The sequence below is a fragment of the Natrialba hulunbeirensis JCM 10989 genome, assembly GCF_000337575.1.
In the GTDB taxonomy this organism is placed as follows: Archaea; Halobacteriota; Halobacteria; order Halobacteriales; family Natrialbaceae; genus Natrialba; species Natrialba hulunbeirensis.
The window spans coordinates 110,390-132,988 of sequence record NZ_AOIM01000009.1; the positions used below are offsets into that span (position 1 = coordinate 110,390).

Below are 22,599 nucleotides of genomic sequence, written 5' to 3' on the forward strand. Positions count from 1 at the left end.
CGATTCCGTCTCCCACCGCGCCCACCACGTCCTCGCCGGCCTGAACGTCACGACCGATTTGCGCCCAGTCCAACCGTGATGAGCGCAGCCGCGAGCAACAGCAACGCGACCGCAGCGGTCGGCTGGCCGCTCGCTCCGAAGACGTAGACGCCGTAGCCGATCGTCCCCGCAAGCAGGCCAACCAGCAGACTCGAGCCAAGTTGGACGATCTCGAGTCGAATCGTTCGGGACTCCCGGCCGAGCTGGGCACCGAGGTCGAGTCCGCTGTGACCGATGTCCCACGCGAGGACCGTCGCGACGGTGCCGGCGATCAGCGGCTCGACCGCGGGCGTTTCGATGCCAGCGAGGATGAGCGTCGCGAAGATCACCAGCGCGCCGATATCGATGACCTGCGGCCGTCCTCGTAGGAGACCGACACCGAGCGTGAGTGCGCCGAGTACGGCGACCCCGAACACCGCCGGATCAGTGCCCGGAACGAAGAGCGTCGTTGTAGCCGCGACGACTGCAGCCCCGAACGCACAGCAACTCGAGAAGACCGTTGGGTTTCGGGTGAGTGAGACGGGGCCGGCGTCGTCATCGGTGCCGGCTCCAGACCCAGTTTCCGTCTGGTCGTCCGCTGGTGGGTGCTCGCCGGTCGATGTTGCCCCGTCATTACCCGCTGTCGCGGGTGCGGACCGTGCCGGCTCTGTGTGCGTCTCCGTTTGTGGTGTCGACGTCATTGACGACCCCCCCGCCCCGCCGCGTGGCGTGCGAATACTTCGTCGATCGAGTCCGTCGATTGCCAGTCGATGACCGGGATACCGGCCTGTTGGAGGTCGAACCGGCGAACGCGGCGAGCGGTCGCTGCCAGCTGGTGGCCGATCGTCCGATCGGTCGTCGGATCCGGGCTCACAACCGTCACAGCGTGGCCGCGTGCGTCGAGCCGACGGGCGATCGTCGGGGCCATCGAGTCACAGAGCGGCGAGAGCAACAGGATCTGCGTCTCCGCCGAGAGGCGGCGGCGAATCGTCCGCAACTGCGAGAGCCACCGGCTCTCCTCCGTGGGAGGCATCGTCTCGAACTGCGGGTGTGTCGCGAGCAACTCCTGAAACCGAATCTCGTGATCCCGGCCCGATGCCGGGGCGAGCCAGCACGGCTCCGACACCGACGCCGCCGACGCGGTTTCGTCACGACCGACGGGGCCGATTCCCGCCAACCCGACGGTGTCGCCCTCGGCAAGCAGCGAGGCAGCGATGCGGCCGGCTGCGGCGACCGAGCGATCGACGGCGTGGGCTGCGTCGGGTTCAGGTGCGAGGAACGACCGCCTCCGCGCGTCGACGAGGACGACCACGCGAGCCGCCCGCTCCTCGTGGAACGAGAGCGTTGCAAGCTCGCCGGACTTCGCCCGCCGGTTCCAGTCGATACGCGAGAGCGGGTCGGTCGGCCGGTACTCTCGAACGGAGTGGAACGTCGTTCCGGTCCCGCCCTCAGTGGTCGTTAGTCGGCCGGCAAACGAGGCTGCCGTCGTCCGGAGCGGCACCGGCGCGGCAACCGGCCGGAGTTCCGGCTCGCAGACAACCGTCGTCTCCGCCCCAACGACGTACTCGTGCTCTGTCGACCGCGAGAGGTCGCGCACGAGCACAAGTGCGGGATCGAACTCGTGTTTCCCTCGCTGGACAGTGACGGTGTACTCGAGTCCAACCGATTCACCGGGCCGAAGCGCGGTGCCGAGTCGACTCGAGCCGTCGGTGACGGCGAGACCGGGCGGGACGCCGTCGACGAAGCGGAGGTCGGGGACGAACCGCGAACTCGTGTTCGTGAGCGTGACGCGGACCTCGACCTCGTCGCCGGGGTCAGGGTCGTCGTCGCTCAGGGTGCGTTCGATGGCGAGTTCGGGTTCGGGTGGGTCGAAGGCACGCGCGAAGCCGGCGTAGCCGATGCCGACGACGCCGGCGAGGATGACGCCGGGTGCTTCTGCGAGCGTCCCGATCCCGACGGCAAGCAGGGCGACGGCACCGATACCGGTCCAGTAGCCCGTCTGTCGGGTTCGAAGCGTCGAGATGCCGTCGATGGTGTGGTCTGTGGTTCGGCGTGGCGGGTCGTCGCTGTCAGTGCTGGTGGCCGAACGGGGCTGGTAGACGTACGCCGGCAGCGAGCGTTCTGTGGTGCCATCGTCGCTGTTCGACGTGGGCCTGGCGTTCGAATCTGACCTGTCCTCGGCACCCCGATTGCGTTTGGCATCGCCCTGGGTTCCGCTGCCGTCCTTGTCACCGGCCGACCCGCTATCGCTCGTCCCGTCGTACCCGACCGCCGCAATCGCGGCGACGGTGTGTCGAACGCTGCGCTGAAAGCTCGGTTCCCGATCGACGGCCGCCCGGACCCGATCCAGTATCGACCGCGACGGCACCTCGACCGATTCCGAGAGGAAGGCAGCGGCGATGCGGTCGTCCGTCCAGTTCCCGCGCTCGATTCGCTCGGTCGCCTCCGCCACCGAATCACCACGAAAGCGCGTACAGACTGCGACGACCGCGGCCCGGAGGCCGTCAACCGTCCGTCGCCCCTGGACCGCGTAGCCGTCCGTCACCCGCTGGAAGGCAGCAAGCGACTGTGAGAACGACTCGCCAGGTGCCGGAACTGCCGCCCGCCGTTCTGGTTCGGCTCTCGCAGAGCCAGGCGAACGCTCGAGTCCCCGGCGCAGTCCGAGCGCACGAAGCCCGATCAGCACCGCAAGCAGACCTACGCCCAGAATCGCGGTCTCCGTGAGGGTGAACTCGAGTACACCGACCGAGACTGCAATCCCGACCGCAAGTGCGAGGAGGCCGAGCAGGAGTACCGTTCGACGCCTGTTCATTCGTCGGTCCCTCCGTCGGAACGGGGGCCGGTCGGCTCTGTTTGGTGGCCGGTAGCCGCCGAACTGGGGCTGTCGTCACCGTAGGCGGATTCGATTTCGCGGAGGATCGAGACGGCCCGGCTCTCGAGTTCGGGTGTCGTCTCGGTGCTCCCGTAGCGAACGTCCTCGAACAGGTGCGTGAGTTCGTCGACGTGCTGGCGGTCGAGTCCGGCGTCGATGGCGGCGGTGGCGAACTCGCCGGGGGTACTCGAGTCGGGTCGGTCGACGTCGAGCGGTTGAGTCATCTCGCGCCAGGCGCGGTAGATTTCATTGTCGACGTCGTCCGTGTCGTCGATCCGATCTGCGGCCCGGCCGGCGGCGGAGCCGACGGCGAGGGCGTCTGCGTTCTGTTGCTGGCTGTCGTCGGCAACTGGTAGGTCCTCGCTCGGCTCGTTGTCCTCACCAGAGCCACGCGTGAGGAAGACACCGGCGACGAAGATGGCCGTAATAATCGCGAGGACGGCGACCAGTGCGTTCGTCGGGACGAGATCGGTTCGCTCGCCGTCACCGGACCCGGGCTCTGCTGGCTCTCCAGTGTTGTCACCCGGGATCATCTCGCCAGGGAGTGATGGCTCACCTGCTCCAAGGAAGAGGTAGACGAGCGCCATTCCGATGAGTGCCATCACGAGCCCGATAGCGATCAATTTCACCGCTTCGCGGCGGTTCGCGAGCAGATACCAGACCGCTGCAATCACGCCGATGATGACGATCGCGTAGATAAGGTACTCGAGAAACGTGGGGATTTCAGGGGCGGTTGCGGGGTCCTCTGGAGGTGGCGGCTGCTCGATGGGGTCACCGCCGCCGTCGCCGTTGCCACTGCCAGGTGCGGAGCCGCCCGAGCCGCCGGTTTCGAACGGCGAGTCGATCGTCGCAGCGACGAGGGCGACTGCGACGATGCCGCCGATGGCGGCGAGCACTCGGACGAGGAGGTTGTTTCTAGACACCGATTGTGCGGTTCTTGTGTCGCATCAGTAATAAGTGAGTTCATGGCTCGTGTGTGCCAGTATCCCGTGCGGGAACCGGTTCGTCGCCACCTTTCGTTGCGCTTAAGTACCCGACGGGGGTACCAACGAGTGCGATACGTGTAGGGGATGTAGTCCCCGAGTCCGAGAGGGCGATGATAGAGACACGGTGTCGTGGTAGCCAAGCGGCCCAAGGCGCATGGTTGCTAACCATGTGGCGTCAAGCCTCCGGGGTTCGAATCCCCGCCACGACGTCGGATATACCCGAGACTGGCGACCTTTGCCAGTCGATTGCACCGCTGCAGACCAGACACTGATACACGACATATGAGCGCGGAAGAACCCCAAGAGCAAGAGGACGAAGACCTGCAGTACTTCGTCCGCATCGGTCAAACCGACCTTGACGGGACGAAGTCCGTCGAGCGCTCGCTGTCGGAGATGAACGGGATTGGTCGCCGGACCGCCCGACTCATCGCCGAGAAAGCGGGTGTCGACCGAACGGCAACGTTCGGCCGACTCGACGAGGACGTCATCGACGAGGTCGTTACACTCGTAGAGAACTACGCCGAGGAAGTTCCAGACTGGCTCAACAACCGCCAGAACGACTTCTACAGCGGCGAAACAACCCACGAGATCGGCAACGATCTCCAGCTGAGCCGTCAGCACGACATCAACCGGATGAAGATGATCGACTCCTACAAAGGGACTCGCCACAAGCGCGGCCAGAAGGTCCGCGGACAGCGAACCAAGTCCACCGGTCGTACGGAGGGCACCATCGGAGTCAACGTCGAAGAGATCCGCGAAGAACAGGCCGAGGAAGCGGCCGAGGAGGGTGACGAATAATGCCGCTTGGAACCGATACCAAGCAGTACGAGACGCCAAACCATCCATACCAGGGTGAACGGATCTCGACCGAGCACTCCCTGCTCGACCGCTACGGCCTGTCGAACAAAGAAGAGCTCTGGCGAGCACAGTCCCAGCTTCGCTCCTACCGGCGCGAGGCTCGTGACCTGCTCGGCCAGCCACAGGATGACGAGGTAGTCCAGCGCCGCTCCGAGGAGTTCCTCGGACGCCTGAAGCGCGTCGGCATCCTCGACGAGGCGGACGAACTCGGCGACATTCTGTCGCTCGAGGTCGAGGACGTCCTCGAACGCCGCCTCCAGACGGTGGTCTACCGCAAGGGCCTCGCGAACACGCCACAGCAGGCGCGTCAGTTCATCATCCACGGCCACGTGGTCGTTGGTGAGCAGCGCCACCGTGTTCCATCGTACGTCGTCGACGTCGACGAGGAAGACCTCGTTGCGTTCGACGAGACCAGCCCACTCGCGGACGACCTCCACCCAGAGCGAGCGGAGGGTCAGTAACATGAGTCAGGACGACGAAAAGTGGGGCGTAGCCCACGTGCACGCATCGTTCAACAACACCATCATGACCGTGACGGACCTCACGGGCTCGGAGACGATCACGAAGTCCTCCGGCGGAACTGCCGTCAAGCAGAACCGCGACGAGGCATCGCCATACGCTGCAATGCAGATGGCGGAGTCCGTCGCCGAAGAGGTCAAGGCTGCCGGCATCACGGGTCTGCACGTTCGCGTGCGTGGCCCTGGCGGCAACCTCCAGAAGTCCCCCGGTCCAGGCGCGCAAGCAACGATCCGCGCACTCGCCCGTTCGGGCATCGAGATCGGCCGCATCGAGGACGTCACGCCGATCCCACACGACGGATCGCGCGCACCCAAAGGAAAGGGCGGCTACTAGACCATGAGTGCAGAGTACGACGTCGAGTTCGTCGAACGCGAGGATCGTGACGCACGATTCCTCGTCCAGGGCATCACGCCTGCGTTCGCCAACGGGATTCGACGCGCGATGCTTGCAGACGTGCCGACGATGGCGATCGACACCGTTCGATTCGTCGAGAACTCGTCGGTCATGTTCGACGAGCAGCTCGCGCTTCGACTCGGGCTCGTTCCGCTGACGACCCCGCCTGTCGGCGAGTTCGTCGAGGACGACACCGTGACGCTCTCGATCGACGTCGAAGGGCCAGCAACCGCCTACTCGGGCGATCTCGTCTCGAGCGACGACCTCGTTCAGCCCGCAGACGAGAACGTCCCGATCATCGACCTCAAGGACGGACAGCGTCTCGAGGCCGAGGCGGACGCCGTACTCGACCGCGGCAAGGACCACGCAAAACACCAGGGCGGTGTCGCAGTTGGCTACCGCCACCTACAGCGTGTCGCCGCCGTCGAGGACCTTCCTGAATTCGAGGAGCCGGATCGCCGCATCGTTCGCGGCGTCATCGAGGAGGACGGCGAGCTCGTTCCAACGAGCGAGTTCGACCACGACCTCTCGAACCGGTATCCCGGACAGGAAGTTACACTCGAGGACGTGCCAAACTCGTTCGTCTTCCACGTGGAGACGGATGGCTCGTTCTCGGTCGAGGAGCTGGTCACACGCGCCGCCGACACGATCGAATCGCGCGCGACTGAACTCGAAAACGCAGTACAGCTGTAACGACAGATGAACCCACGCCCCCGATCCAACCGATACGACCGCGAGCTCGCTTTCAGCGGTGGTGCCGTGAGCAGCGAGGCCGCCGCTGGCGCTCGCGTCTGCAGAGAAGCTGGAATCGAAAGGGGTTTGAAGGGGCGACGGGTAGACGGAAGTGCGAGCAGGGATAGCCAAGTCAGGCCAACGGCGCAGCGTTCAGGGCGCTGTCTCGTAGGAGTCCGCAGGTTCAAATCCTGCTCCCTGCATCACTTCTCGTCAGCAGTGTATCGGTCATCGCGTTCGACACACCGTCGAGTAGCGATCATCGATTCCACTCGACACGACTCTCGTGTCGATCACGCAGATTTGGAGGAAACCAATGAGTAGCAAGACCAATCCGAGGCTCAACGATCTTATCGCCGAGCTGAAGTCGACGTCCCGCGAAACGGACGCCGACGTCTGGCAGGATATTGCGGATCGTCTCGAAAAGCCCCGGCGCACCCACGCTGAGGTAAACCTGGGCCGTATCGAACGATACGCACGCGAGGAAGAGACTGTCGTCGTTCCCGGCAAGGTGCTGGGCTCCGGCGCACTACAGAAGAACGTTACCGTCGCCGCCGTCGATTTCTCGTCGTCCGCAGAGACGAAGATCGACCAGGTCGGCGAAACAGTACCGCTCGAGCACGTGCTCGAAGAGAACCCAGATGGGGCAAACGTACGGGTGATTCGATGAGCGCAAGCATCGCAGAGTTCGACGCAGACATCGTCGTCGACGCCGGCGACTGTATTCTCGGTCGCGTTGCCAGCCAGGTCGCCCAGCGCGCCCTGGACGGCGAGCGCGTCGCAATCGTCAACGCTGAAGACGCCGTCATCACCGGCGACAAGGAAGATATCTTCGGCACCTACCGCAAGCGACTCCAGCTGGGGTCCGACAGAGGTCCGTACTACCCGAAGCGACCGGACACGATCTTCAAGCGCTCCGTCCGTGGCATGCTGCCGTACAAGAAGCCACGCGGTCGCGAAGCGCTCGACAACGTTCGTGTCTACGTCGGCAACCCGTACGAGGACGACGACGACCGCGAGGCCGAGATCCTCGACGATACGTCGCTGGACCGACTTTCGAACATCCGCTTCGTCCACCTGGGCGAAGTCTCTGACCAACTCGGTGCTAACGTTACATGGTAACCAACACGAGTGGCAAAAAGAAGACGGCCGTTGCCCGCGCAACCGTAAGCGAGGGTGAGGGTCGTGTCCGTATCAACTCGAAGCCAGTCGAACTGGTCGAACCCGAGATGTCCCGGCTCAAGATGTTAGAGCCGTTCCGTATCGCAGGCGACGAACTGCGCGACGGCGTGGACATCGACGTCCGCGTCGAAGGTGGCGGTATCAGCGGTCAGGCAGACGCCGTCCGCACCGCTATCGCACGCGGCATCGTCCAGCACTCGAACGACGCCGAACTCCGCGACGCGTTCATGGAGTTCGACCGTTCGCTGCTGGTCAACGACGTTCGCCAGTCCGAACCAAAGAAGTGGGGCGGTCCCGGCGCTCGGGCCCGCTACCAGAAGTCCTACCGCTAAGGTGATTCAACAATGATGGTACCGGTTCGGTGTTTCACCTGTGGCACGGTCGTCGGCGAACACTGGGAAGAGTTCGACGAACGAGCGAACGAGGGCGACGAGGACCCACAAGAGGTCCTCGACGAACTCGGTGTCGACCGCTACTGCTGTCGGCGCATGCTCGTCAGTCACACTGACCTGGTCGATGTCGTCTCCCCTTACCAGTAACAGCAACAGCAACTGTAACAATGCAACAACAACGCCACAACCGCTACGAGAAAGCCCGTATCCTCGGCGCACGAGCGCTGCAGGTCTCCTACGGCGCACCGGTGCTAACCGAGTCCGATCAGACCGAGCCGATCCTGATCGCCGCCGAGGAGTACGACGCCGGCGTGTTGCCGTTTACGGTCAAGCGAGGCGAGTAAGCGATGACGCTCATCACCGACGTTCGACTCCGACGCGTGCTCGACTCGCGTGGGAACCCGACGGTCGAAGCCGACGTGCTCACCGAGAGCGGCGGCTTTGGCCGTGCCGCGGCACCGAGCGGTGCCAGCACCGGCGAGTACGAAGCCGTCGAGCGGCCGCCGTCCGAGGCGATCGCTGCGGCCCGCGAACACGCCGTTCCGCGACTTGTCGGTGAGGCCTACGCTGGCAACCAGCGCGAGGTCGACTCGATTCTCCACGCCGCAGACGGCACGGACGACTTCTCGAAAATTGGCGCAAACAGCGCCGTCGCCATCTCGATGGCCGCCGCGAAGGCCGGTGCCGACGTGCTCGGCGCGCCGCTGTTCCAGCACTTAGGTGGTGCCTTCCGCGGCGAGAACTTCCCGATTCCGCTCGGCAACGTCGTCGGCGGCGGCGAACACGCCGCAGACGCGACGGACATTCAGGAGTTCCTCGCAGCACCCGTCGGCGCACCAAGTGTCGCTGACGCCGTCTTCGCGAACGCAGCCGTCCACGGCGCTGTCGCAGACCTACTCGAGGAGCGCGACGTTCCGTCGGGCAAGGGCGACGAGGGTGCGTGGGCACCATCGATCGACGACGAGGACGCCTTCGAGATCGTCGACGAGGCGGTTTCGAAGGTCGAAGACGACGTTGGCTTCGAGATCCGATTCGGGCTCGACGTTGCTGCGGCCGAGATGTACGACGCCGACCCGGAAACGTACGAGTACGAGTCAGCAGGCATCAGCCGCGACACGGACGAGCAGATCGAGTACATCGCCGACCTCGTCGACGAGTACGATCTGGTCTACGTCGAGGATCCGCTCGACGAGAACGACTACGAGGCGTTTGCCGAACTCACCGACACGGTCGGTGATCGAACGCTGGTCTGCGGTGACGACCTGTTCGTGACGAACACGGACCGACTCGCCGACGGCATCGACCAGGGTGCGGCAAACAGCATCCTGATCAAGCCAAACCAGATCGGCACGCTGACCGACGCCTTCGACGCGATCGAACTCGCGACCGAGAACGGGTACGACTCGGTTGTCTCACACCGCTCGGGCGAAACGGAGGATACGACGATCGCACACCTCGCCGTCGCGACCGACGCACCGTTCATCAAGACGGGTGCCGTCGGCGGCGAGCGAACCGCCAAGCTCAACGAGCTCATCAGAATCGCAGACGACGCGACATGACAGACGACAACGCAACCCAGGAAGGGCTCGACGCTGCCGAAGAGGAGATCGACGAGGAGCCAGCAGAAGGTGCTGGCCCCGCCGCCGATCCCGAGGAAGACGTCGAGCCAGTTGACGAACAGTCCGCTGAGGCTGACGCCGAGGCAGAACCAGCAGCGGAGGAAGACACGGGTCCAACCCTCGACGACGACGTAATGTCCGACGAGGAGGCCGACCTGCTCATCCCCGTCGAGGACTACCTCGGTGCCGGTGTTCACATCGGTACCCAGCAGAAGACCAACGACATGGAGCGGTTCATCCACCGCGTCCGTACCGACGGTCTCTACGTCCTCGACGTTTCGAAGACCGACGGCCGTATCCGCACGGCCGCGGACTTCCTCTCGAACTACGACCCAGAACAGATTCTGGTCACGTCTTCGCGCCAGTACGGTCGCTTCCCGGCAGAGAAGTTCGCCGAAGCTGTGGGCGCTCGCGCCCGCACCGGCCGCTTCATCCCCGGAACGCTGACCAACCCAAAGTACGACGGCTACATCGAACCCGATGTCGTCGTCGTTACTGACCCGATCGGTGACGCCCAGGCAGTCAAAGAGGCGATCACGGTCGGGATCCCAGTCATCGCGATGTGTGACTCGAACAACCAGGTCAGTAACGTCGACCTCGTCGTCCCGACGAACAACAAGGGTCGCAAGGCCCTCTCGGTCGTCTACTGGCTGCTCGCAAACGAGGTCCTCGACCGACGCGGCGCAGAGCCGTCCTACTCGCTCGAGGACTTCGAGAGCGGCGTCTAACGTAGTTTCGAGAGTTTTTCGTTCCGGCGCTGTTGCTGATCGTTTTCTTTGCCGCTCCAGTTCATACGCTAGGAATTGTTCTCTGCGGAGCCGCTGTGACATCTCGCAAGCAGGACGTGAACAACTCCAACTCCAACTGACGAGCGAAGGAATTAGGTAGGGCCCATACCGAATACGCATATCAGATGTACGACCTGCTGTTCTCCTTCGAGAAGGAACGACTTCCGCCCGCAGTCATCCTCGCGACCGGTGCACTGATCGCGGTCTTCGTGCTCGGTCTGCTCTACCGCGGTGTGGCGTTTGCACTGTTCTAGTGTTGCCAACCGCGAGCCAGATTGTATGGGTCAGTGTCCGTCCGAAGACGGGGACACTTCCGCCTGCTGTGGTGACTGACTACTCTGCCGTCCGCCCTCACCCGCAAGACACTGTTCGTACACCGTCCGAAGTCGCTCTCCCATCGTCTCCACCGTATACGAGGCGAGTTTCTCCCGGCCGTCCGGGGGCTCGTCGGACTCGAGTACCCTCGCCAAGTCACGCACCAGGTTGTCCTCGCCGAGTGTGACTGGAGAGTTCGACACGTCCCCAAGCACGTCCCGCGCAAAGCCAACGTCACGCGCGACGACTGGTGTGTTGCACGCAGCGGCTTCCTTGACGGTCATCGGACCGCTTTCGAAGCGCGAGGTGAGGATGAGTGCGTCCGCGGCGTTCAGGTAGGTAGGCATCTCCTCGTAGGGCTGGTTGGCGACGGTTTTGAGGGTGATTTCAGAGTCGGACTCGGACTCGAGTACCCTCTCAACACCATCGACCACCCGCCTGGCGAGCGGGAAGTTCTTCTCGTCTCGCGAGGGCGCGTAGGGGAAGAGGACGATTTGCGTATCCTGGTCCCAGCCGACGCGCTCGCGAGCCTCGGCTTTCGGAATCGACCGGAACAGATCGGTGTCGACCGGGAACGGAACCACGTCGCAGGGGTGATCGACGCGCTCGGCCATGGCGTTCGAGGGGACGATCACGCGGTCAGTTTGCGCGACGGCGCGTCTGATCAGCGGCTCGTAGGGGTTGGCGCGGTACTCGCCGCCCCAGAGGGTGCAGACGACGGGGAGTCGTCCGGTTGCTCGTCCCCTTCGACCGACCCCCGGCGCTCTCGACGCGGCCAGCGCAAACGGGACCGTCAACCCGTAGTTCGCGTGAATCAGGTCGTACTCCCCGCGGGCCTCCTGGAGCACCTGCGGGAGGTATCGAGCGTAGTCGGCTATCGTCCGCTGGCGGACCTCGTCGTCAACCGCGCGGTGCTCGCCCGGGACGGGGAGAGTCGTGACCGAGACGCCGGCGAACTCGAGTGCAGTGCGCTGTGACTGGTAGAAACTTCGCCAGGCGGTCGTGGTGAGACTCAGGACGCGTATCATGGTGTGTGAGTTGGTGTGGGCTGGGTGCAGGGGCAGGTGCAGATTCAGTTTCGGTTCACGGACGGGCGGTCGGGCCGCGGCGGCGAGTCTTGGCCTGGGCGTGATCCAGGATGGTGTGTCACCGTGGTCCCGGCATCGGCCCCGGGATCGGTACCGGAACCGGATGCCGCCAGCGTCGGTCCCGGATCGCGGTCGTCCGGCGTCGGTTCAGGCACATCCGCGAGAATCTGGCTGAGGACGTACTGCGTGACGTCGATTTTCGTCGCGAGCAGCGCCTCACGTCTGTCTGCCCAGTTCGACGCGGCGCTCGGATCGCGGTAGAGTCGCGTCAGTTCGCGGATCGCCGTCGTCTCGTGGTCCGTATGGAACGAGCGGACGAGCCCGTACTCCGCGAGTTCACGGAACTTCCCCATCTCCGACGCGCCGGCGAAGGGGCTAATCCGAACGGTCGGCGTGCCGAGGAGGCCGGCCTCGAGTGTCGTCGTCGCGACCTCGCCGACGACGAGGTCGGCGAACGCGAGCAGGTGGTGAAAGTCAGCAGGCGGGACGGGCAGCGGTTCCGCACCGCTCGGCAGCGGTCCGTCCCCCTCGTCGGCGACGAAGACGCGGCCGTCGGCGGCGAGTTCGTCGACAATTTTGTGTCGGCCGGCGGCCGAGATGCCCGCCTTCCCGATATCGTGGTTGCCGTTCCACGCGCCGAGGCGGAGGACGGCGTACCGTTCGTCGGGGTCAACGCCGTGGGCGCGTAGCCGATCTGGATCGGGGTCGAACCGGTCGGGGTGGAGGTACGCCAGTTCGTGATAGCCGGGATACCTGACGTGCTCGGCGTCGTACGTTTCGCGGAAGCTATCGGGCGTGTAGAGCACGTCCGTAAACGGGATCGTGAGTCGGTTACCGCCGTTGATCATCGTCTCGGTGTCGATGTAGACGTGGCTCTCGGCATCGACCAGTGTTCCGACGTGGCTGGCGGCGATGCCGTGGCTGGTCAGGATATAATGCGGATCGATCGACCGCGCTCGTCGGAGGAGGCGGGCCTCGTAGCAGAGCTGTGTCAGCCCGAGACCGAGCCATCCCCGTGGCTCCCCACAGAGCAGTTCGTGGTCGATCCCGTAGGCGTCGAGTAACTCCCCCACCACACCCTTCTCACGGGCGAACACGAACACGTCGTGGCCCGCCGACTCGAGTTCCCCCACGACGTGCTTGAAGAAGTGCACGTTCGCCGCGTGCTGTATCGTGATCACGATGTCCATCGTGTGTTCTCAGTTCGGACGTCTCCTCCAGCGCCTATTACTAGCCACTCGATAGAACAGTCGCGTCTACTGAAACGGTTCTAAGGGGTGTGAAACGGTCGTGAAACAGTGTCAAAACGAGATGAAATGAGGCCGGGAACTGCCCTCTCTGTCACCGTGACGTAACGCCACTACTGCCCGTCCGCCGCTTCGTCGAACAACTCCCCGAGCAACGCGACTGCATCCTCGGCCGTGTCGCCGAACACGAACGTCGTCGGCTCGATTCCGAACGCGCCGCAGTGGTAGGCGACCCGTGGCACCCCACCTCGCTCTGCAAACCGCTCCCGGAGGTGGGTCCCACGGTCTTCGTACTCCGCGTCGAACTCGAGTGGTTCGTAGCCAAGCGCCTCGGCGGCGGCAAGAAGGTCGTCGTCCGTCGCAATGTTGAGCGCGCCGCGGATGTCGGGGTCGGTGTCCTGTGCGGCAAGAACTGCTGTTGCGACGTGTTTCGACGCACCGAACTCGGGGTTTGCAGGGATTTCTATGCGTCCGCTCATCGCGTAGATGCGCCCGGGAATGGCGGCGACATCGGTTTCGTCGCGCGCCTCGGGGAGTCCCATGCCGATGTTCGTGCCGACGTTCGGGACGAGTGCTGCCATACCGGGCGTCGCGGCGAGTGTTCGGGCGGCCGTGCGAACGGTGGCGAGTACGTCCCGTTCGGTCCGCACGTCGGGGTCGAGGCCACGAACACAGAGATCACAGCCGAGGCCCTGGAGTTCGGGCATCTCCTCCTCGTGGAGTTCACAAATTGGACCGCGGTCCTCGAGTGTCCGTACGAGCGAGAGCAGTTCGGCGAGTGCGTCGTAGCCGTCCATCTCGCCGCTCGCGAGCCCGTCGGCGATTCGATCGACCGTTGCAATCGTTTCGGGATCGTCACGAAAGCGGTCGTCGCCGCCGTTTTCGCCGCTTACGTACTTGCTCACTGCCGCCTGCGTCACGCCGAGATTGGCGGCGATTTCTTGCTGGGTCATCCCGCGTTCGGCGAGTTGGGTCGCGAGCATCGCACGAACCGTCGGCAGAAACCGGTCGACGACGAGTTCGCTCGGCAAGACGAGGGTCATACCACCGGGTTCGAACGTCACCGGCTTAAATTCGCCTCCACGGTCTCCGGTGCCCGAACTCCGGTCCCCGGTCCCAAGTCCTTACTCTCCAGTCCTCAGTCCCCAATCCATAGCACGAGGGCGCTTCCTACCTCTTGCTTACTCCCTACTCCGGAAGACGGTCACGCTGTACGTGGTCAGATGCCACCTGCTGTGCCGGCAGCGTGAACGAAAACGCAGACCCAACTCCTGGCTCGGACTCGACCCAGAGTTCCCCACCGTGGTGCTCAACGATACGCTGACAGAGCGCCAATCCGATTCCCGAGCCACTGTGATCGTCGAGTGCGTGCAGCCGCTGGAACAGTTCGAAGATCCGGTCCTGTGCTGCCGGCTCGATCCCGATCCCCTCGTCGCGAACCGTAAACACCCACCCAGAGCCTGCATTACTCGGTGTCGCAGACACATGAACACGCGGCGGCTCGTCACCGCTGTACTCGATCGCGTTACTGACCAGGTTCTGGAACAGCTGCCGGAGCTGGCTTGCATCGCCGTAGACCTGTGGCAGCGACTCCGTCGTAATCTCCGCATCGCTCTCGTCGATCCGAATCTGCATATCCGTCCGCACGTCCTGCACCGTCTGCTCGATATCGATCTGCTCGAACTGCCCACCGTTTGCTTGCCTGTCGATCTTCGAGTACTCGAGTAACCCGGTGACCATCGCCTGCATTCGATCCGCGCCGTCGACAGCGAAGTCGATGAACTCGGCGGCGTCTTCGTCGAGTTCGTCGGCGTACCGCTCGTCGAGCAACTGGAGGTAGCGCGAGATCATCCGAAGTGGTTCCTGCAGGTCGTGCGAGACGGTCGAGGCGAAGTGATCTAGCTGTTCGTTCGACGCCTCGAGTTGGCGGACAGTTCGGCGAAGTTCCTCGCGGGTTTCGATCAGAGCCTCGTTTCGCTTCTCGAGTTCCCGCTGTATCGCGGAGAGGTCGTCGTTGCGCTGTCGGATTTCGCGCTGCCGGGTGCGTGCCTGTGCGTCGTGGACCCCAATGGCGAGACCGGCGATGGAGCCGAGTGCGAGCGCGAGCGCCCGCTCGCCGAAGGTGAACGAACCGACGACGCCGGGGTGGATTGCACGGAAGACGAGAAAGACGAACATGACGCTGATACCGGCGAGACACCAGCCAACGATGCGAGGGTATTCTTCGGGGCCCAACTCCGACCGCGAGAGCCAGCGTCCGAGCGAGAGAAAGAGTACGCCTGCAAACCCGATGAGCACGAAATCGATCGTCGCTTCGAGAACAGCGCCGCCGCTCGCGATCTTGAGCAGCGATTGGCCGGTACCGATGAGCAGAAAGAGCGCACCCAGCAGGTAGATGTACCGGGACTGGCGGATCATGCAGTTCGAGTAGGCGACGATTGTATTTGAGGCGCGCGGTCAGTGTGATCTCGTGGTCTCGTAGCCGTACTGGTCGCGTTCGACTGCGATGTCAGGGTGCCCAGTGGGACGGAGCGTTTCGGTCGAAACGAGTGAATAGGTATTAATCATCGTCGGACGAACGGCCGGCTATGACAGTCTCGAGCGCCCCTGGCAAGGTCTATCTTTTCGGGGAGCACGCGGTGGTCTACGGCGAACCGGCTGTCCCGTGTGCGATCGAGGTACGGGCACGCGTCGGCGTCGAACGGCGCGACGACAGCAAACTTCGCGTCCACGCGGACGACCTCAGCCTGGACGGCTTCACGGTCGAGTACGGCGGCGACGCCGGCGAGCGACCTGACATCGACGTCTCCGAGTCGTTGCTCGTCGCCGCGACGCAGTACGTCGACAGCGCGATCGAACAGGTCCGCGACGTGACTGGGGAGGAGGACGTCGGCTTCGACGTCACGATCGAGAGTGACATTCCGCTGGGTGCCGGACTCGGCTCCTCCGCGGCCGTCGTGGTCGCCGCCATCGACGCCGGCACGCGTGCGCTCGGCACCACACTGGAGCCCGCCGAACTCGCCGAACGGGCCTACCGGACGGAATACGACGTACAGGACGGCCAGGCCTCCCGCGCGGATACGTTCTGTTCGGCGACCGGCGGCGCGGTTCGCGTCGAGGGCGACGACTGTCGCTCGCTCGACGCGCCGGATCTGCCGATCGTCATCGGCTTCGATGGCGGTGCCGGCGAAACCGGCGAACTCGTCGCCGGTGTGCGAAACCTGCGCGAGGAGTACGAGTTCGCCGCGGACACCGTCGAAACGGTCGGCGACGTCGTCAGAAACGGCGAGGAAGCGCTCGCTGCCGGCGATGTAGAGGAACTCGGTCGACTCATGAACTTCAACCACGGCCTGCTCTCGGCGCTTGGCGTCTCCTCGCGCTCGCTCGATACGATGGTATGGGCCGCTCGAGACGCCGGTGCCTACGGCGCGAAACTCACAGGGGCCGGCGGTGGCGGCTGTATCGTCGCGCTCGATCCGACAGACGAGACCGAGACGGCCCTCTCGTTCACACCGGGCTGTGAGGACGCGTTCCGTGCCGAACTCGCAGAAGAGGGGGTGCGCCGGATCGAATGATCGTGCTGAAACTCGGCGGCAGCGCGATTACGGAGAAAGACCGCCCGGAAACCCTCGACGGGAAGTCGCTCGCGGCGGCAGCGGCGGCCGTTTCGAGCGCGTTCGAAACTGGAGACGAGGACAGTGACGACGACGCTATCGAGGACCTCGTCATCGTCCACGGCGGCGGCAGCTTCGGCCACCACAACGCAAGCGAACACGGCGTGACGACGACCGCTGGAAGCCACGACCCCGCAGCCGTCCACGATATTCATGGCGCGATGACGACACTCAACGAGTTCGTCCTGAGCCGTCTACTCGAGTACGATGTCCCGGCAGTACCGGTCCACCCCTTTTCCACCGCTCACCGCGATTCGGGCGGCGACCTCACACTGCCGAGTCAGCAGGTCGAGACGCTGGTCGAGGAGGGATTCGTCCCCGTCCTCCACGGTGATCTCGTCGCCCACGCCGGCGAGGGCGCCACCGTCGTCAGCGGCGACGAACTGGTCGTCGACCTCGCTCGCAGCCTCGATGCGGATCGCATCGGTCTGTGTTCGACGGTGCCCGGCGTGCTCGACGATGCCGAGGAGGTGGTGCCCGAAATCACGTCGTTCGATGCCGTCGCAGATATTCTCGGTGAGAGCGAGGCGACGGACGTAACGGGCGGGATGGCCGCGAAGGTACAGGCGCTGCTCGAACTCGAACCGGAGGCGTCTATTTTCGGCCTCGCCGATATTGAACCGTTCCTGGCGGGGGATGAGCCCGGGACGACGGTTCGCTGATCGGATCGAATCCTCGCCGCGACGTTTGGTTACGGTGTGACTCGAGATCTGGGACGGGGGTAGGCCGGGATTGGGGTTGGAGCGGCATCGGCATCCGGATAGGGGTCCGAATCTGGGTTGGCGGGGTTGAGCTCGGAATCTGAGTTGGTACAGGATTGGGGTCAGAATCGGGGTCGGGGTCGGGGTCGGCTACACGGTAGCTACTTGAACAGCACCCGATCCAAAATCGGCCGCAAGAACGACCCACGGCGCGTTTTCTTCGAGTGGACCAGCAACACCGGCCCCTCGATCGAGGCTGCGATCCGGTCCGAACGCTGCTCGATGAGCAGGTCCGGTAGTCGCCTGTGGGTCATCGTACTCAGCATGACGAGCTGGGCCGACTCGAGTTCCTCGGTCAGATCGTCGATCGTTTCGTTCGTTCGGAGAATCGAGGACTCGACGGGGACGGTGCAGAGTTCGTCGAGTTCGGCGTGGTACTCCTCGATCGTCTCCTCGAGTTCTTCGGGAGCGTCCTCGGAGACGGTAAAGACGAAGCGGACGCGGGCATCGAGAACGTCGGCCATCGCGTCGGCGAGTTCGACTTTGAGAGGGTCGTTGAACGGACTGCGATCGGTGACGATTGCGATTTCATCCAGGTCGATCGGCTGTTCGTGCTGGACGAAGACTACGTCACACGGCGCGTGTTCCATGATCCAGTCGGTGTCACGGCCAAAGAGCGTATCGAGCCGACTCGCCGGTTTCTGCCGGGCGAGGACGAGGTCAGCCCCGGTTCGCTCGGCGAAGTTGACGACCGCGTGGCGGGTGTCGTGGCTGACGATTTCGCCGACTTCGACTGGAATGCCGAGGTAGCGCACGAGGTCGTCCGTTCGCTCTTCGAACTCGGCGTCCTCGGAGGTGAGCTCTTCGGCGGCGGTGTCGAGGGGAACCTGGTCGGGGACTTCGTCGAAGCGGACCACGCGGATTCGACCGCCCTGTCGACGGACGATCGGTGCGGCGAGCTGAATCAGCGCGTCTTCTTGCTCTCTGGTCACGTCGCGACGAATCGGAATGAGGATTTCATATTGGTCGTCGTCCGCGAGCTGTTCTTCGGTGTCCCGGACGAACTGGCGGCCGGCCTGTCGGCGTGCGAGTCCCTTGGCGACACCTTCGCGTTCGACACGTGACTCGCCGTACCACTTGTACCAGACGTAGCCGAAGATGACGATCCCGATCGAGCCGGCGATCGGCAGCAGATCCATCCAGCCGATGATGAACACCCCGGAGACGATACCGAAGAGCTGGACCCACGGATAGCCGGGCGTGTAGAAGTCGGGGTCGTACCACTCGAGATCGCGCTCGCGGAACGCGATCAGTGCGCCACAGACGAGGATGTAGACGAGAATCTGGAACGCGCCGGCGGATTTCGCGATCTGTTCGACATCGAGCGTGAGGATCGCGAAGATCATGAACGCGCCCGTGGTGACGATGGCGACGATCGGCGTTGCGAAGCGCGGATGGATGTACTCGAAAACGTCGAGGAAGAGGTTGTCACGGCTCAGCGCGAGTGGATAGCGAGAGGCGGTCAGAATACCGGCGTTCGCGGTACTGACGAGTGCGAGCAGTGCGGCGAGGACGATCGCGAACAGGAACAACTCCCCGAAGAGGACGTCGACAGCTTCGGCCATCGGCGCTTCTTCGCCGGCGAGGGTCTCGCCCTCAATGACGCCGACGAGGACGAAGACGAGCAGCGCGTAGAGGATCGAGGTCGCGACGAGCGAGGCGAGCAGGCCGAGCGGGAGGTTCCGACCAGGGTTCTCGATCTCCTCGGCGACGGCGGCGACCTTCGTGACGCCGGCGTAGGAGACGAGCACCGTTGCAGTCGCGGTGAAGACGCCGCCCAGCCCCTCGGTGAAGAACGGGTCGTAATTCGCACCGTCGACGCGGATGATCGAACCAGCGACGAAGACAGAGAGGATGAGAAGCATGACGATGACCATAATCAGTTGCAGGCCACCGGTCTGTTTAACGCCGATCAGGTTGACGGCGATCAAAATAAGCGCGAACGTCACCGCGACTGCCTCAATACTCGGGAGTGCCATCACGGCTTCAAGGTAGAACATGCCGCCGACGAGCGCGAGCGCACCCTTTAGCATCAACATGAGCCAGGTACCGAGACCGGCAATCGTCCCGACGGCGGGACCCATCCCGCGCTCGATGAAGACGTAGTCGCCGCCGGCTTCTGGCATCGCCGTTCCGAGTTCGGCGATACTCAGTGCGGCCGGCACGACGAGAATCGCAGCGATCACGAACGAGAGGATAACTGCGGGCCCGGCTTCGGCCATCGCAATGCCAGGCAGGATGAAGATACCGCTACCGATCATCGCGCCCATACTGATCGCGATAACGGAGAACAGCCCAAGGTCGCGTTCGAGATCCTTCGCCATTACTCACGTGTTTTGAACGGAAGGTTAGAAACCTTCGCATCTCGGAACCGAGTGGGCGATATTCCGGAATTAAATGAAAGTGTTGCCGCAAGAGTCTCAAATTGTGTGACAGCCGTTCAGTTTCAGCGTGCAATCGGTGGTGGTGAGTACTTCTCGGAGTAGCTCAATTGCGGTGGGGGACCAACCCACTGCGTTTTTAACACCCGGGCGTGTAGATGGCAGTAGCGAAACCCGCGGGCAAGTGCGTCTCGGGGCGGTACTGGCGACGAACGGCGTCGTCACACCGCCACTATGCCGAACGCATAGCGGGATGGCCGACGCGCTGTAAGACGCCGGGGCCGTACGAGCAGGAGTCCGCGGACTGTTTCGGTGAGAGTCAATACGCGGCTTTCAGTGCTACGAACTATGGAAATCGAAATCGCAACAATCGGCGGCTACGAAGAAGTTGGACGGCAGATGACTGCTGTCCGCGCCGGTGACGACGTCGTTATCTTCGACATGGGGCTGAACCTCTCGCAGGTTCTCATCCACGACAACGTCGAAACCGAGCGGATGCACAGTCTCGACCTGATCGACATGGGCGCAATTCCGGACGACCGGATCATGAGCGACCTCGAAGGCGACGTGCAGGCTATCGTGCCGACGCACGGCCACCTGGACCACATCGGAGCCATCTCCAAGCTGGCCCACCGCTACGACGCACCCATCGTCGCGACGCCCTTTACGATCGAACTGGTCAAGCAACAGATCGAGGGCGAACAGAAGTTCGGCGTCGAGAACGACCTGATCAAGATGGACGCCGGCGAGACGATGTCGATCGGCGATTCCGGTAAGGTCGACCTCGAATTCGTCAACGTCACCCACTCGATCATCGACGCGATCAACCCGGTCCTGCACACGCCCGAAGGTGCAGTCGTCTACGGACTGGACAAGCGTATGGACCACTCGCCGGTCCTCGGCGACCCCATCGACATGGAGCGCTTCCGTGAGATCGGTCGCGAAGGTGAAGGCGTCCTCTGTTACATCGAGGACTGTACGAACGCGAACAAGAAGGGCCGGACGCCCTCTGAAAGCGTCGCCCGCGAGCACCTCCGGGACGTCCTCTACAGCATGGAGGACTACGACGGCGGCATCGTCGCCACGACGTTCTCGAGCCACATCTCGCGTGTCACGAGCCTCGTCGAGTTCGCCAAGGACATCGGCCGCCAGCCGGTCCTCCTCGGGCGCTCGATGGAGAAGTACTCCGGCACGGCAGAGCGACTCGACTTCGTCGACTTCCCGGACGACCTCGGCATGTTCGGCCACCGCAAGTCCGTCGACCGCACGTTCAAGCGGATCATGAACGAGGGCAAGGAGAACTACCTGCCCGTCGTGACGGGCCACCAGGGCGAGCCACGCGCGATGCTCACCCGCATGGCCCGCGGCGAGACGCCGTACGAACTGGACGACGGTGACAAGGTCGTCTTCTCCGCTCGCGTGATTCCGGAGCCAACCAACGAAGGCCAGCGCTACCAGGCCGAAAAGCTGCTGGGCATGCAGGGCGCTCGCGTCTACGACGACATCCACGTTTCCGGCCACCTGAACCAGGAGGGCCACTACGAGATGCTCGACGCACTGCAGCCCCAGAACATCATTCCGGCCCACCAGGACCTGAAGGGGCTGTCGGGCTACGTCAAGCTCTGTGAGAGCGAGGGGTACCAGATGGGACGGGACGTGCACGTCTCGCGCAACGGCAACCTCATCCAGCTTGTCGAGTGATATGACGACCTCTAAGGCACGAGAAGAGACGGTACTCGAGGCGGTCCGGGCGCGGCGGGAACTCGTCAACGAGGCAATTCCCGACGAGCTACCGATCCAGGATCCCGAACGGCTCTATGAAGCCTCGCGGTACCTGCTCGATGCAGGTGGAAAACGACTACGACCGACCGTCCTGCTTGCGGCGGCGGAAGCACTCGCAGATGTCGAGCCACTGTCGACTGACTACCGGTCGTTCCCGACACTGAACGGCGACGAGATCGATATGATGGACGCCGCGGTCAGCGTCGAGGTTATCCAGTCGTTCACGCTGATCCACGACGACATCATGGACGACGACGATCTTCGACGCGGCGTTCCCGCCGTCCACCGTGAGTACGACCTCGAGACGGCCATTCTGGCCGGCGATACGCTCTACTCGAAGGCGTTCGAGATCATGCTCGAGACGGGTGCGGAACCGTCTCGAACGGTCGACGCACTCGGCGTGCTCGCGACGACCTGCACGAAGATCTGTGAGGGCCAGGCACTCGACGTCACCTTCGAGAAGCGCGACAGCGTCGCGCCCGAGGAGTACCTCGAGATGGTCGAACAGAAGACCGCCGTCCTCTATGCGGCGTCGGCCTGCCTCCCCGCAATCTTGCAGGGAGCCGACCAGGAGACGATCGACGCACTGTACGGCTACGGCCTCGACATCGGCCGCGCGTTCCAGATCCAGGACGACGTGCTCGACCTGACCGTTCCGAGCGACAAACTCGGCAAACAGCGCGGCAGCGACCTCGTCGAGGAGAAACAGACCCTTATCACCGTCCACGCCCGCGATCAGGGCGTCGACATCGAGGGGCTCGTCGACACCGAAGACGTCGACGCCGTCACCGAGGCGGAGATCGACGACGCTGTGGCCGAACTCGAGAAGGCCGGCTCGATCGACTACGCCAACGAGACGGCTCGCGATCTGGTCGAACAGGGCAAGAACCGTCTCGATGTCCTGCCGGACAACGAGGCCCGCGAGTTGCTGTGTGAGATCGCGGATTATCTGATCGAACGCGGTTACTAATTGGCTGGCTCGCACACGGGCC

24 protein-coding genes and 2 tRNA genes are annotated in these 22,599 nt (G+C 63.8%); 18 read left to right on the forward strand and 8 right to left on the reverse strand.

Annotated elements, in window-relative coordinates:
* Nucleotides 1–47: 47 nt before the first annotated feature.
* From C483_RS01825 to C483_RS01835, 3 genes are read right to left on the reverse strand one after another with little or no spacing between them, the layout of a single operon-like run.
* Nucleotides 48–719 carry a DUF7519 family protein gene (locus tag C483_RS01825; protein ID WP_006651642.1) on the reverse strand — a complete coding sequence of 224 codons (672 nt, stop codon included), beginning with the start codon at nucleotides 717–719 and terminating at the stop codon, nucleotides 48–50.
* Complete coding sequence (locus tag C483_RS01830; protein ID WP_006651643.1) at nucleotides 716–2,830, reverse strand: DUF58 domain-containing protein; 2,115 nt, start codon at nucleotides 2,828–2,830, stop codon at nucleotides 716–718. Before C483_RS01830 ends, C483_RS01825 begins: the two co-directional genes overlap by 4 nt.
* Nucleotides 2,827–3,813, reverse strand: a complete 987-nt coding sequence (locus tag C483_RS01835) for a DUF4129 domain-containing protein (protein WP_049912371.1) — start codon at nucleotides 3,811–3,813, stop codon at nucleotides 2,827–2,829. The genes C483_RS01830 and C483_RS01835 overlap by 4 nt, the downstream gene beginning before the upstream one ends.
* Nucleotides 3,814–4,002: 189 nt before the next feature.
* Between C483_RS01835 and C483_RS01840 the strand changes: the two genes are divergently transcribed.
* The 14 genes from C483_RS01840 to C483_RS21025 all read left to right on the forward strand — a co-directional run bounded on the left by C483_RS01840 (nucleotide 4,003) and on the right by C483_RS21025 (nucleotide 10,613).
* Nucleotides 4,003–4,085 (forward strand) — tRNA-Ser (locus tag C483_RS01840).
* A gap of 73 nt (nucleotides 4,086–4,158) precedes the next feature.
* Nucleotides 4,159–4,674, forward strand: a complete 516-nt coding sequence (locus C483_RS01845) for a 30S ribosomal protein S13 (RefSeq protein WP_006651645.1) — start codon at nucleotides 4,159–4,161, stop codon at nucleotides 4,672–4,674.
* Nucleotides 4,674–5,195, forward strand: a complete 522-nt coding sequence (locus C483_RS01850) for a 30S ribosomal protein S4 (RefSeq protein ID WP_006651646.1) — start codon at nucleotides 4,674–4,676, stop codon at nucleotides 5,193–5,195. The genes C483_RS01845 and C483_RS01850 overlap by 1 nt, the downstream gene beginning before the upstream one ends.
* 1 nt (nucleotide 5,196) lies before the next feature.
* Entirely contained in the window at nucleotides 5,197–5,586 is a 390-nt protein-coding gene (locus C483_RS01855) for a 30S ribosomal protein S11 (RefSeq protein ID WP_004213955.1), read from the forward strand.
* A gap of 3 nt (nucleotides 5,587–5,589) precedes the next feature.
* On the forward strand, nucleotides 5,590–6,339 hold the full coding sequence (locus C483_RS01860; RefSeq protein WP_006167946.1) for a DNA-directed RNA polymerase subunit D: 750 nt from the start codon (nucleotides 5,590–5,592) through the stop codon (nucleotides 6,337–6,339).
* 157 nt (nucleotides 6,340–6,496) lie between these two features.
* Nucleotides 6,497–6,581, forward strand: a tRNA-Leu gene (locus C483_RS01865).
* Between the two features lie 113 nt (nucleotides 6,582–6,694).
* Nucleotides 6,695–7,048: a 50S ribosomal protein L18e gene (locus C483_RS01870; protein WP_004213957.1), complete on the forward strand. Its 354-nt coding sequence runs from the start codon at nucleotides 6,695–6,697 to the stop codon at nucleotides 7,046–7,048.
* Nucleotides 7,045–7,500: a 50S ribosomal protein L13 gene (locus C483_RS01875; protein WP_006651647.1), complete on the forward strand. Its 456-nt coding sequence runs from the start codon at nucleotides 7,045–7,047 to the stop codon at nucleotides 7,498–7,500. Before C483_RS01870 ends, C483_RS01875 begins: the two co-directional genes overlap by 4 nt.
* Nucleotides 7,494–7,892: a 30S ribosomal protein S9 gene (locus C483_RS01880; protein WP_006651648.1), complete on the forward strand. Its 399-nt coding sequence runs from the start codon at nucleotides 7,494–7,496 to the stop codon at nucleotides 7,890–7,892. Before C483_RS01875 ends, C483_RS01880 begins: the two co-directional genes overlap by 7 nt.
* Before the next feature lie 12 nt (nucleotides 7,893–7,904).
* Nucleotides 7,905–8,099, forward strand: a complete 195-nt coding sequence (locus tag C483_RS01885) for a DNA-directed RNA polymerase subunit N (protein WP_006167943.1) — start codon at nucleotides 7,905–7,907, stop codon at nucleotides 8,097–8,099.
* A gap of 20 nt (nucleotides 8,100–8,119) precedes the next feature.
* Nucleotides 8,120–8,296, forward strand: coding sequence for a DNA-directed RNA polymerase subunit K (locus tag C483_RS01890; protein WP_004213963.1), 177 nt, complete (start codon nucleotides 8,120–8,122; stop codon nucleotides 8,294–8,296).
* A 3-nt stretch (nucleotides 8,297–8,299) separates the two neighbouring features.
* Nucleotides 8,300–9,511, forward strand: a complete 1,212-nt coding sequence (gene eno, locus C483_RS01895) for a phosphopyruvate hydratase (protein WP_006651649.1) — start codon at nucleotides 8,300–8,302, stop codon at nucleotides 9,509–9,511.
* Entirely contained in the window at nucleotides 9,508–10,299 is a 792-nt protein-coding gene (gene rpsB, locus C483_RS01900) for a 30S ribosomal protein S2 (protein ID WP_004213966.1), read from the forward strand. Before eno ends, rpsB begins: the two co-directional genes overlap by 4 nt.
* Nucleotides 10,300–10,484: 185 nt before the next feature.
* The gene (locus C483_RS21025) at nucleotides 10,485–10,613 is read left to right on the forward strand and encodes a hypothetical protein (protein ID WP_006651650.1); all 129 of its coding nucleotides are present in this window, start codon (nucleotides 10,485–10,487) and stop codon (nucleotides 10,611–10,613) included.
* Nucleotides 10,614–10,643: 30 nt separating this feature from the next.
* On the opposite strand, the gene C483_RS01905 is transcribed toward C483_RS21025, so the two are convergent.
* From C483_RS01905 to C483_RS01920, 4 genes are all read right to left on the reverse strand, one after another.
* Complete coding sequence (locus C483_RS01905; protein WP_006651651.1) at nucleotides 10,644–11,702, reverse strand: glycosyltransferase family 4 protein; 1,059 nt, start codon at nucleotides 11,700–11,702, stop codon at nucleotides 10,644–10,646.
* A gap of 44 nt (nucleotides 11,703–11,746) precedes the next feature.
* Nucleotides 11,747–12,952, reverse strand: coding sequence for a DUF354 domain-containing protein (locus C483_RS01910; protein WP_006651652.1), 1,206 nt, complete (start codon nucleotides 12,950–12,952; stop codon nucleotides 11,747–11,749).
* Nucleotides 12,953–13,122: 170 nt separating this feature from the next.
* Nucleotides 13,123–14,052 carry a thiamine-phosphate synthase family protein gene (locus C483_RS01915; RefSeq protein ID WP_006651653.1) on the reverse strand — a complete coding sequence of 310 codons (930 nt, stop codon included), beginning with the start codon at nucleotides 14,050–14,052 and terminating at the stop codon, nucleotides 13,123–13,125.
* Between the two features lie 145 nt (nucleotides 14,053–14,197).
* Complete coding sequence (locus tag C483_RS01920; RefSeq protein WP_006651654.1) at nucleotides 14,198–15,427, reverse strand: sensor histidine kinase; 1,230 nt, start codon at nucleotides 15,425–15,427, stop codon at nucleotides 14,198–14,200.
* Between the two features lie 170 nt (nucleotides 15,428–15,597).
* Between C483_RS01920 and mvk the strand changes: the two genes are divergently transcribed.
* Nucleotides 15,598–16,584 carry a mevalonate kinase gene (gene mvk, locus C483_RS01925; protein ID WP_006651655.1) on the forward strand — a complete coding sequence of 329 codons (987 nt, stop codon included), beginning with the start codon at nucleotides 15,598–15,600 and terminating at the stop codon, nucleotides 16,582–16,584.
* Nucleotides 16,581–17,345 (forward strand): isopentenyl phosphate kinase, encoded by a 765-nt coding sequence (locus C483_RS01930; RefSeq protein WP_006651656.1) that lies wholly within the window; start codon nucleotides 16,581–16,583, stop codon nucleotides 17,343–17,345. Before mvk ends, C483_RS01930 begins: the two co-directional genes overlap by 4 nt.
* Nucleotides 17,346–17,545: 200 nt before the next feature.
* Here C483_RS01930 and C483_RS01935 read toward each other — a convergent pair whose 3' ends face one another.
* Nucleotides 17,546–19,768 carry an amino acid permease gene (locus C483_RS01935; RefSeq protein ID WP_006651657.1) on the reverse strand — a complete coding sequence of 741 codons (2,223 nt, stop codon included), beginning with the start codon at nucleotides 19,766–19,768 and terminating at the stop codon, nucleotides 17,546–17,548.
* 405 nt (nucleotides 19,769–20,173) lie between these two features.
* Here C483_RS01935 and C483_RS01940 point away from each other — a divergent pair, with 405 nt between their 5' ends.
* Nucleotides 20,174–21,526: a ribonuclease J gene (locus C483_RS01940; protein WP_006651658.1), complete on the forward strand. Its 1,353-nt coding sequence runs from the start codon at nucleotides 20,174–20,176 to the stop codon at nucleotides 21,524–21,526.
* A gap of 1 nt (nucleotide 21,527) precedes the next feature.
* Nucleotides 21,528–22,577 (forward strand): geranylfarnesyl diphosphate synthase, encoded by a 1,050-nt coding sequence (gene idsA3 / locus C483_RS01945; RefSeq protein ID WP_006651659.1) that lies wholly within the window; start codon nucleotides 21,528–21,530, stop codon nucleotides 22,575–22,577.
* The last annotated feature ends 22 nt before the right edge of the window (nucleotides 22,578–22,599 follow it).

What these genes read in the sequence shown, in the direction of transcription:
- C483_RS01825 (WP_006651642.1), bottom strand. Translation starts at nt 719, where the DNA reads ATGACGTCGACACCACAAACGGAGACGCACACAGAGCCGGCACGGTCC.
- C483_RS01830 (WP_006651643.1), bottom strand. Translation starts at nt 2,830, where the DNA reads ATGAACAGGCGTCGAACGGTACTCCTGCTCGGCCTCCTCGCACTTGCG.
- C483_RS01845 (WP_006651645.1), top strand. Translation starts at nt 4,159, where the DNA reads ATGAGCGCGGAAGAACCCCAAGAGCAAGAGGACGAAGACCTGCAGTAC.
- C483_RS01850 (WP_006651646.1), top strand. Translation starts at nt 4,674, where the DNA reads ATGCCGCTTGGAACCGATACCAAGCAGTACGAGACGCCAAACCATCCA.
- C483_RS01855 (WP_004213955.1), top strand. Translation starts at nt 5,197, where the DNA reads ATGAGTCAGGACGACGAAAAGTGGGGCGTAGCCCACGTGCACGCATCG.
- C483_RS01860 (WP_006167946.1), top strand. Translation starts at nt 5,590, where the DNA reads ATGAGTGCAGAGTACGACGTCGAGTTCGTCGAACGCGAGGATCGTGAC.
- C483_RS01870 (WP_004213957.1), top strand. Translation starts at nt 6,695, where the DNA reads ATGAGTAGCAAGACCAATCCGAGGCTCAACGATCTTATCGCCGAGCTG.
- C483_RS01875 (WP_006651647.1), top strand. Translation starts at nt 7,045, where the DNA reads ATGAGCGCAAGCATCGCAGAGTTCGACGCAGACATCGTCGTCGACGCC.
- C483_RS01880 (WP_006651648.1), top strand. Translation starts at nt 7,494, where the DNA reads ATGGTAACCAACACGAGTGGCAAAAAGAAGACGGCCGTTGCCCGCGCA.
- C483_RS01885 (WP_006167943.1), top strand. Translation starts at nt 7,905, where the DNA reads ATGATGGTACCGGTTCGGTGTTTCACCTGTGGCACGGTCGTCGGCGAA.
- C483_RS01890 (WP_004213963.1), top strand. Translation starts at nt 8,120, where the DNA reads ATGCAACAACAACGCCACAACCGCTACGAGAAAGCCCGTATCCTCGGC.
- eno (WP_006651649.1), top strand. Translation starts at nt 8,300, where the DNA reads ATGACGCTCATCACCGACGTTCGACTCCGACGCGTGCTCGACTCGCGT.
- rpsB (WP_004213966.1), top strand. Translation starts at nt 9,508, where the DNA reads ATGACAGACGACAACGCAACCCAGGAAGGGCTCGACGCTGCCGAAGAG.
- C483_RS21025 (WP_006651650.1), top strand. Translation starts at nt 10,485, where the DNA reads ATGTACGACCTGCTGTTCTCCTTCGAGAAGGAACGACTTCCGCCCGCA.
- C483_RS01905 (WP_006651651.1), bottom strand. Translation starts at nt 11,702, where the DNA reads ATGATACGCGTCCTGAGTCTCACCACGACCGCCTGGCGAAGTTTCTAC.
- C483_RS01910 (WP_006651652.1), bottom strand. Translation starts at nt 12,952, where the DNA reads ATGGACATCGTGATCACGATACAGCACGCGGCGAACGTGCACTTCTTC.
- C483_RS01915 (WP_006651653.1), bottom strand. Translation starts at nt 14,052, where the DNA reads ATGACCCTCGTCTTGCCGAGCGAACTCGTCGTCGACCGGTTTCTGCCG.
- C483_RS01920 (WP_006651654.1), bottom strand. Translation starts at nt 15,427, where the DNA reads ATGATCCGCCAGTCCCGGTACATCTACCTGCTGGGTGCGCTCTTTCTG.
- mvk (WP_006651655.1), top strand. Translation starts at nt 15,598, where the DNA reads ATGACAGTCTCGAGCGCCCCTGGCAAGGTCTATCTTTTCGGGGAGCAC.
- C483_RS01930 (WP_006651656.1), top strand. Translation starts at nt 16,581, where the DNA reads ATGATCGTGCTGAAACTCGGCGGCAGCGCGATTACGGAGAAAGACCGC.
- C483_RS01935 (WP_006651657.1), bottom strand. Translation starts at nt 19,768, where the DNA reads ATGGCGAAGGATCTCGAACGCGACCTTGGGCTGTTCTCCGTTATCGCG.
- C483_RS01940 (WP_006651658.1), top strand. Translation starts at nt 20,174, where the DNA reads ATGGAAATCGAAATCGCAACAATCGGCGGCTACGAAGAAGTTGGACGG.
- idsA3 (WP_006651659.1), top strand. Translation starts at nt 21,528, where the DNA reads ATGACGACCTCTAAGGCACGAGAAGAGACGGTACTCGAGGCGGTCCGG.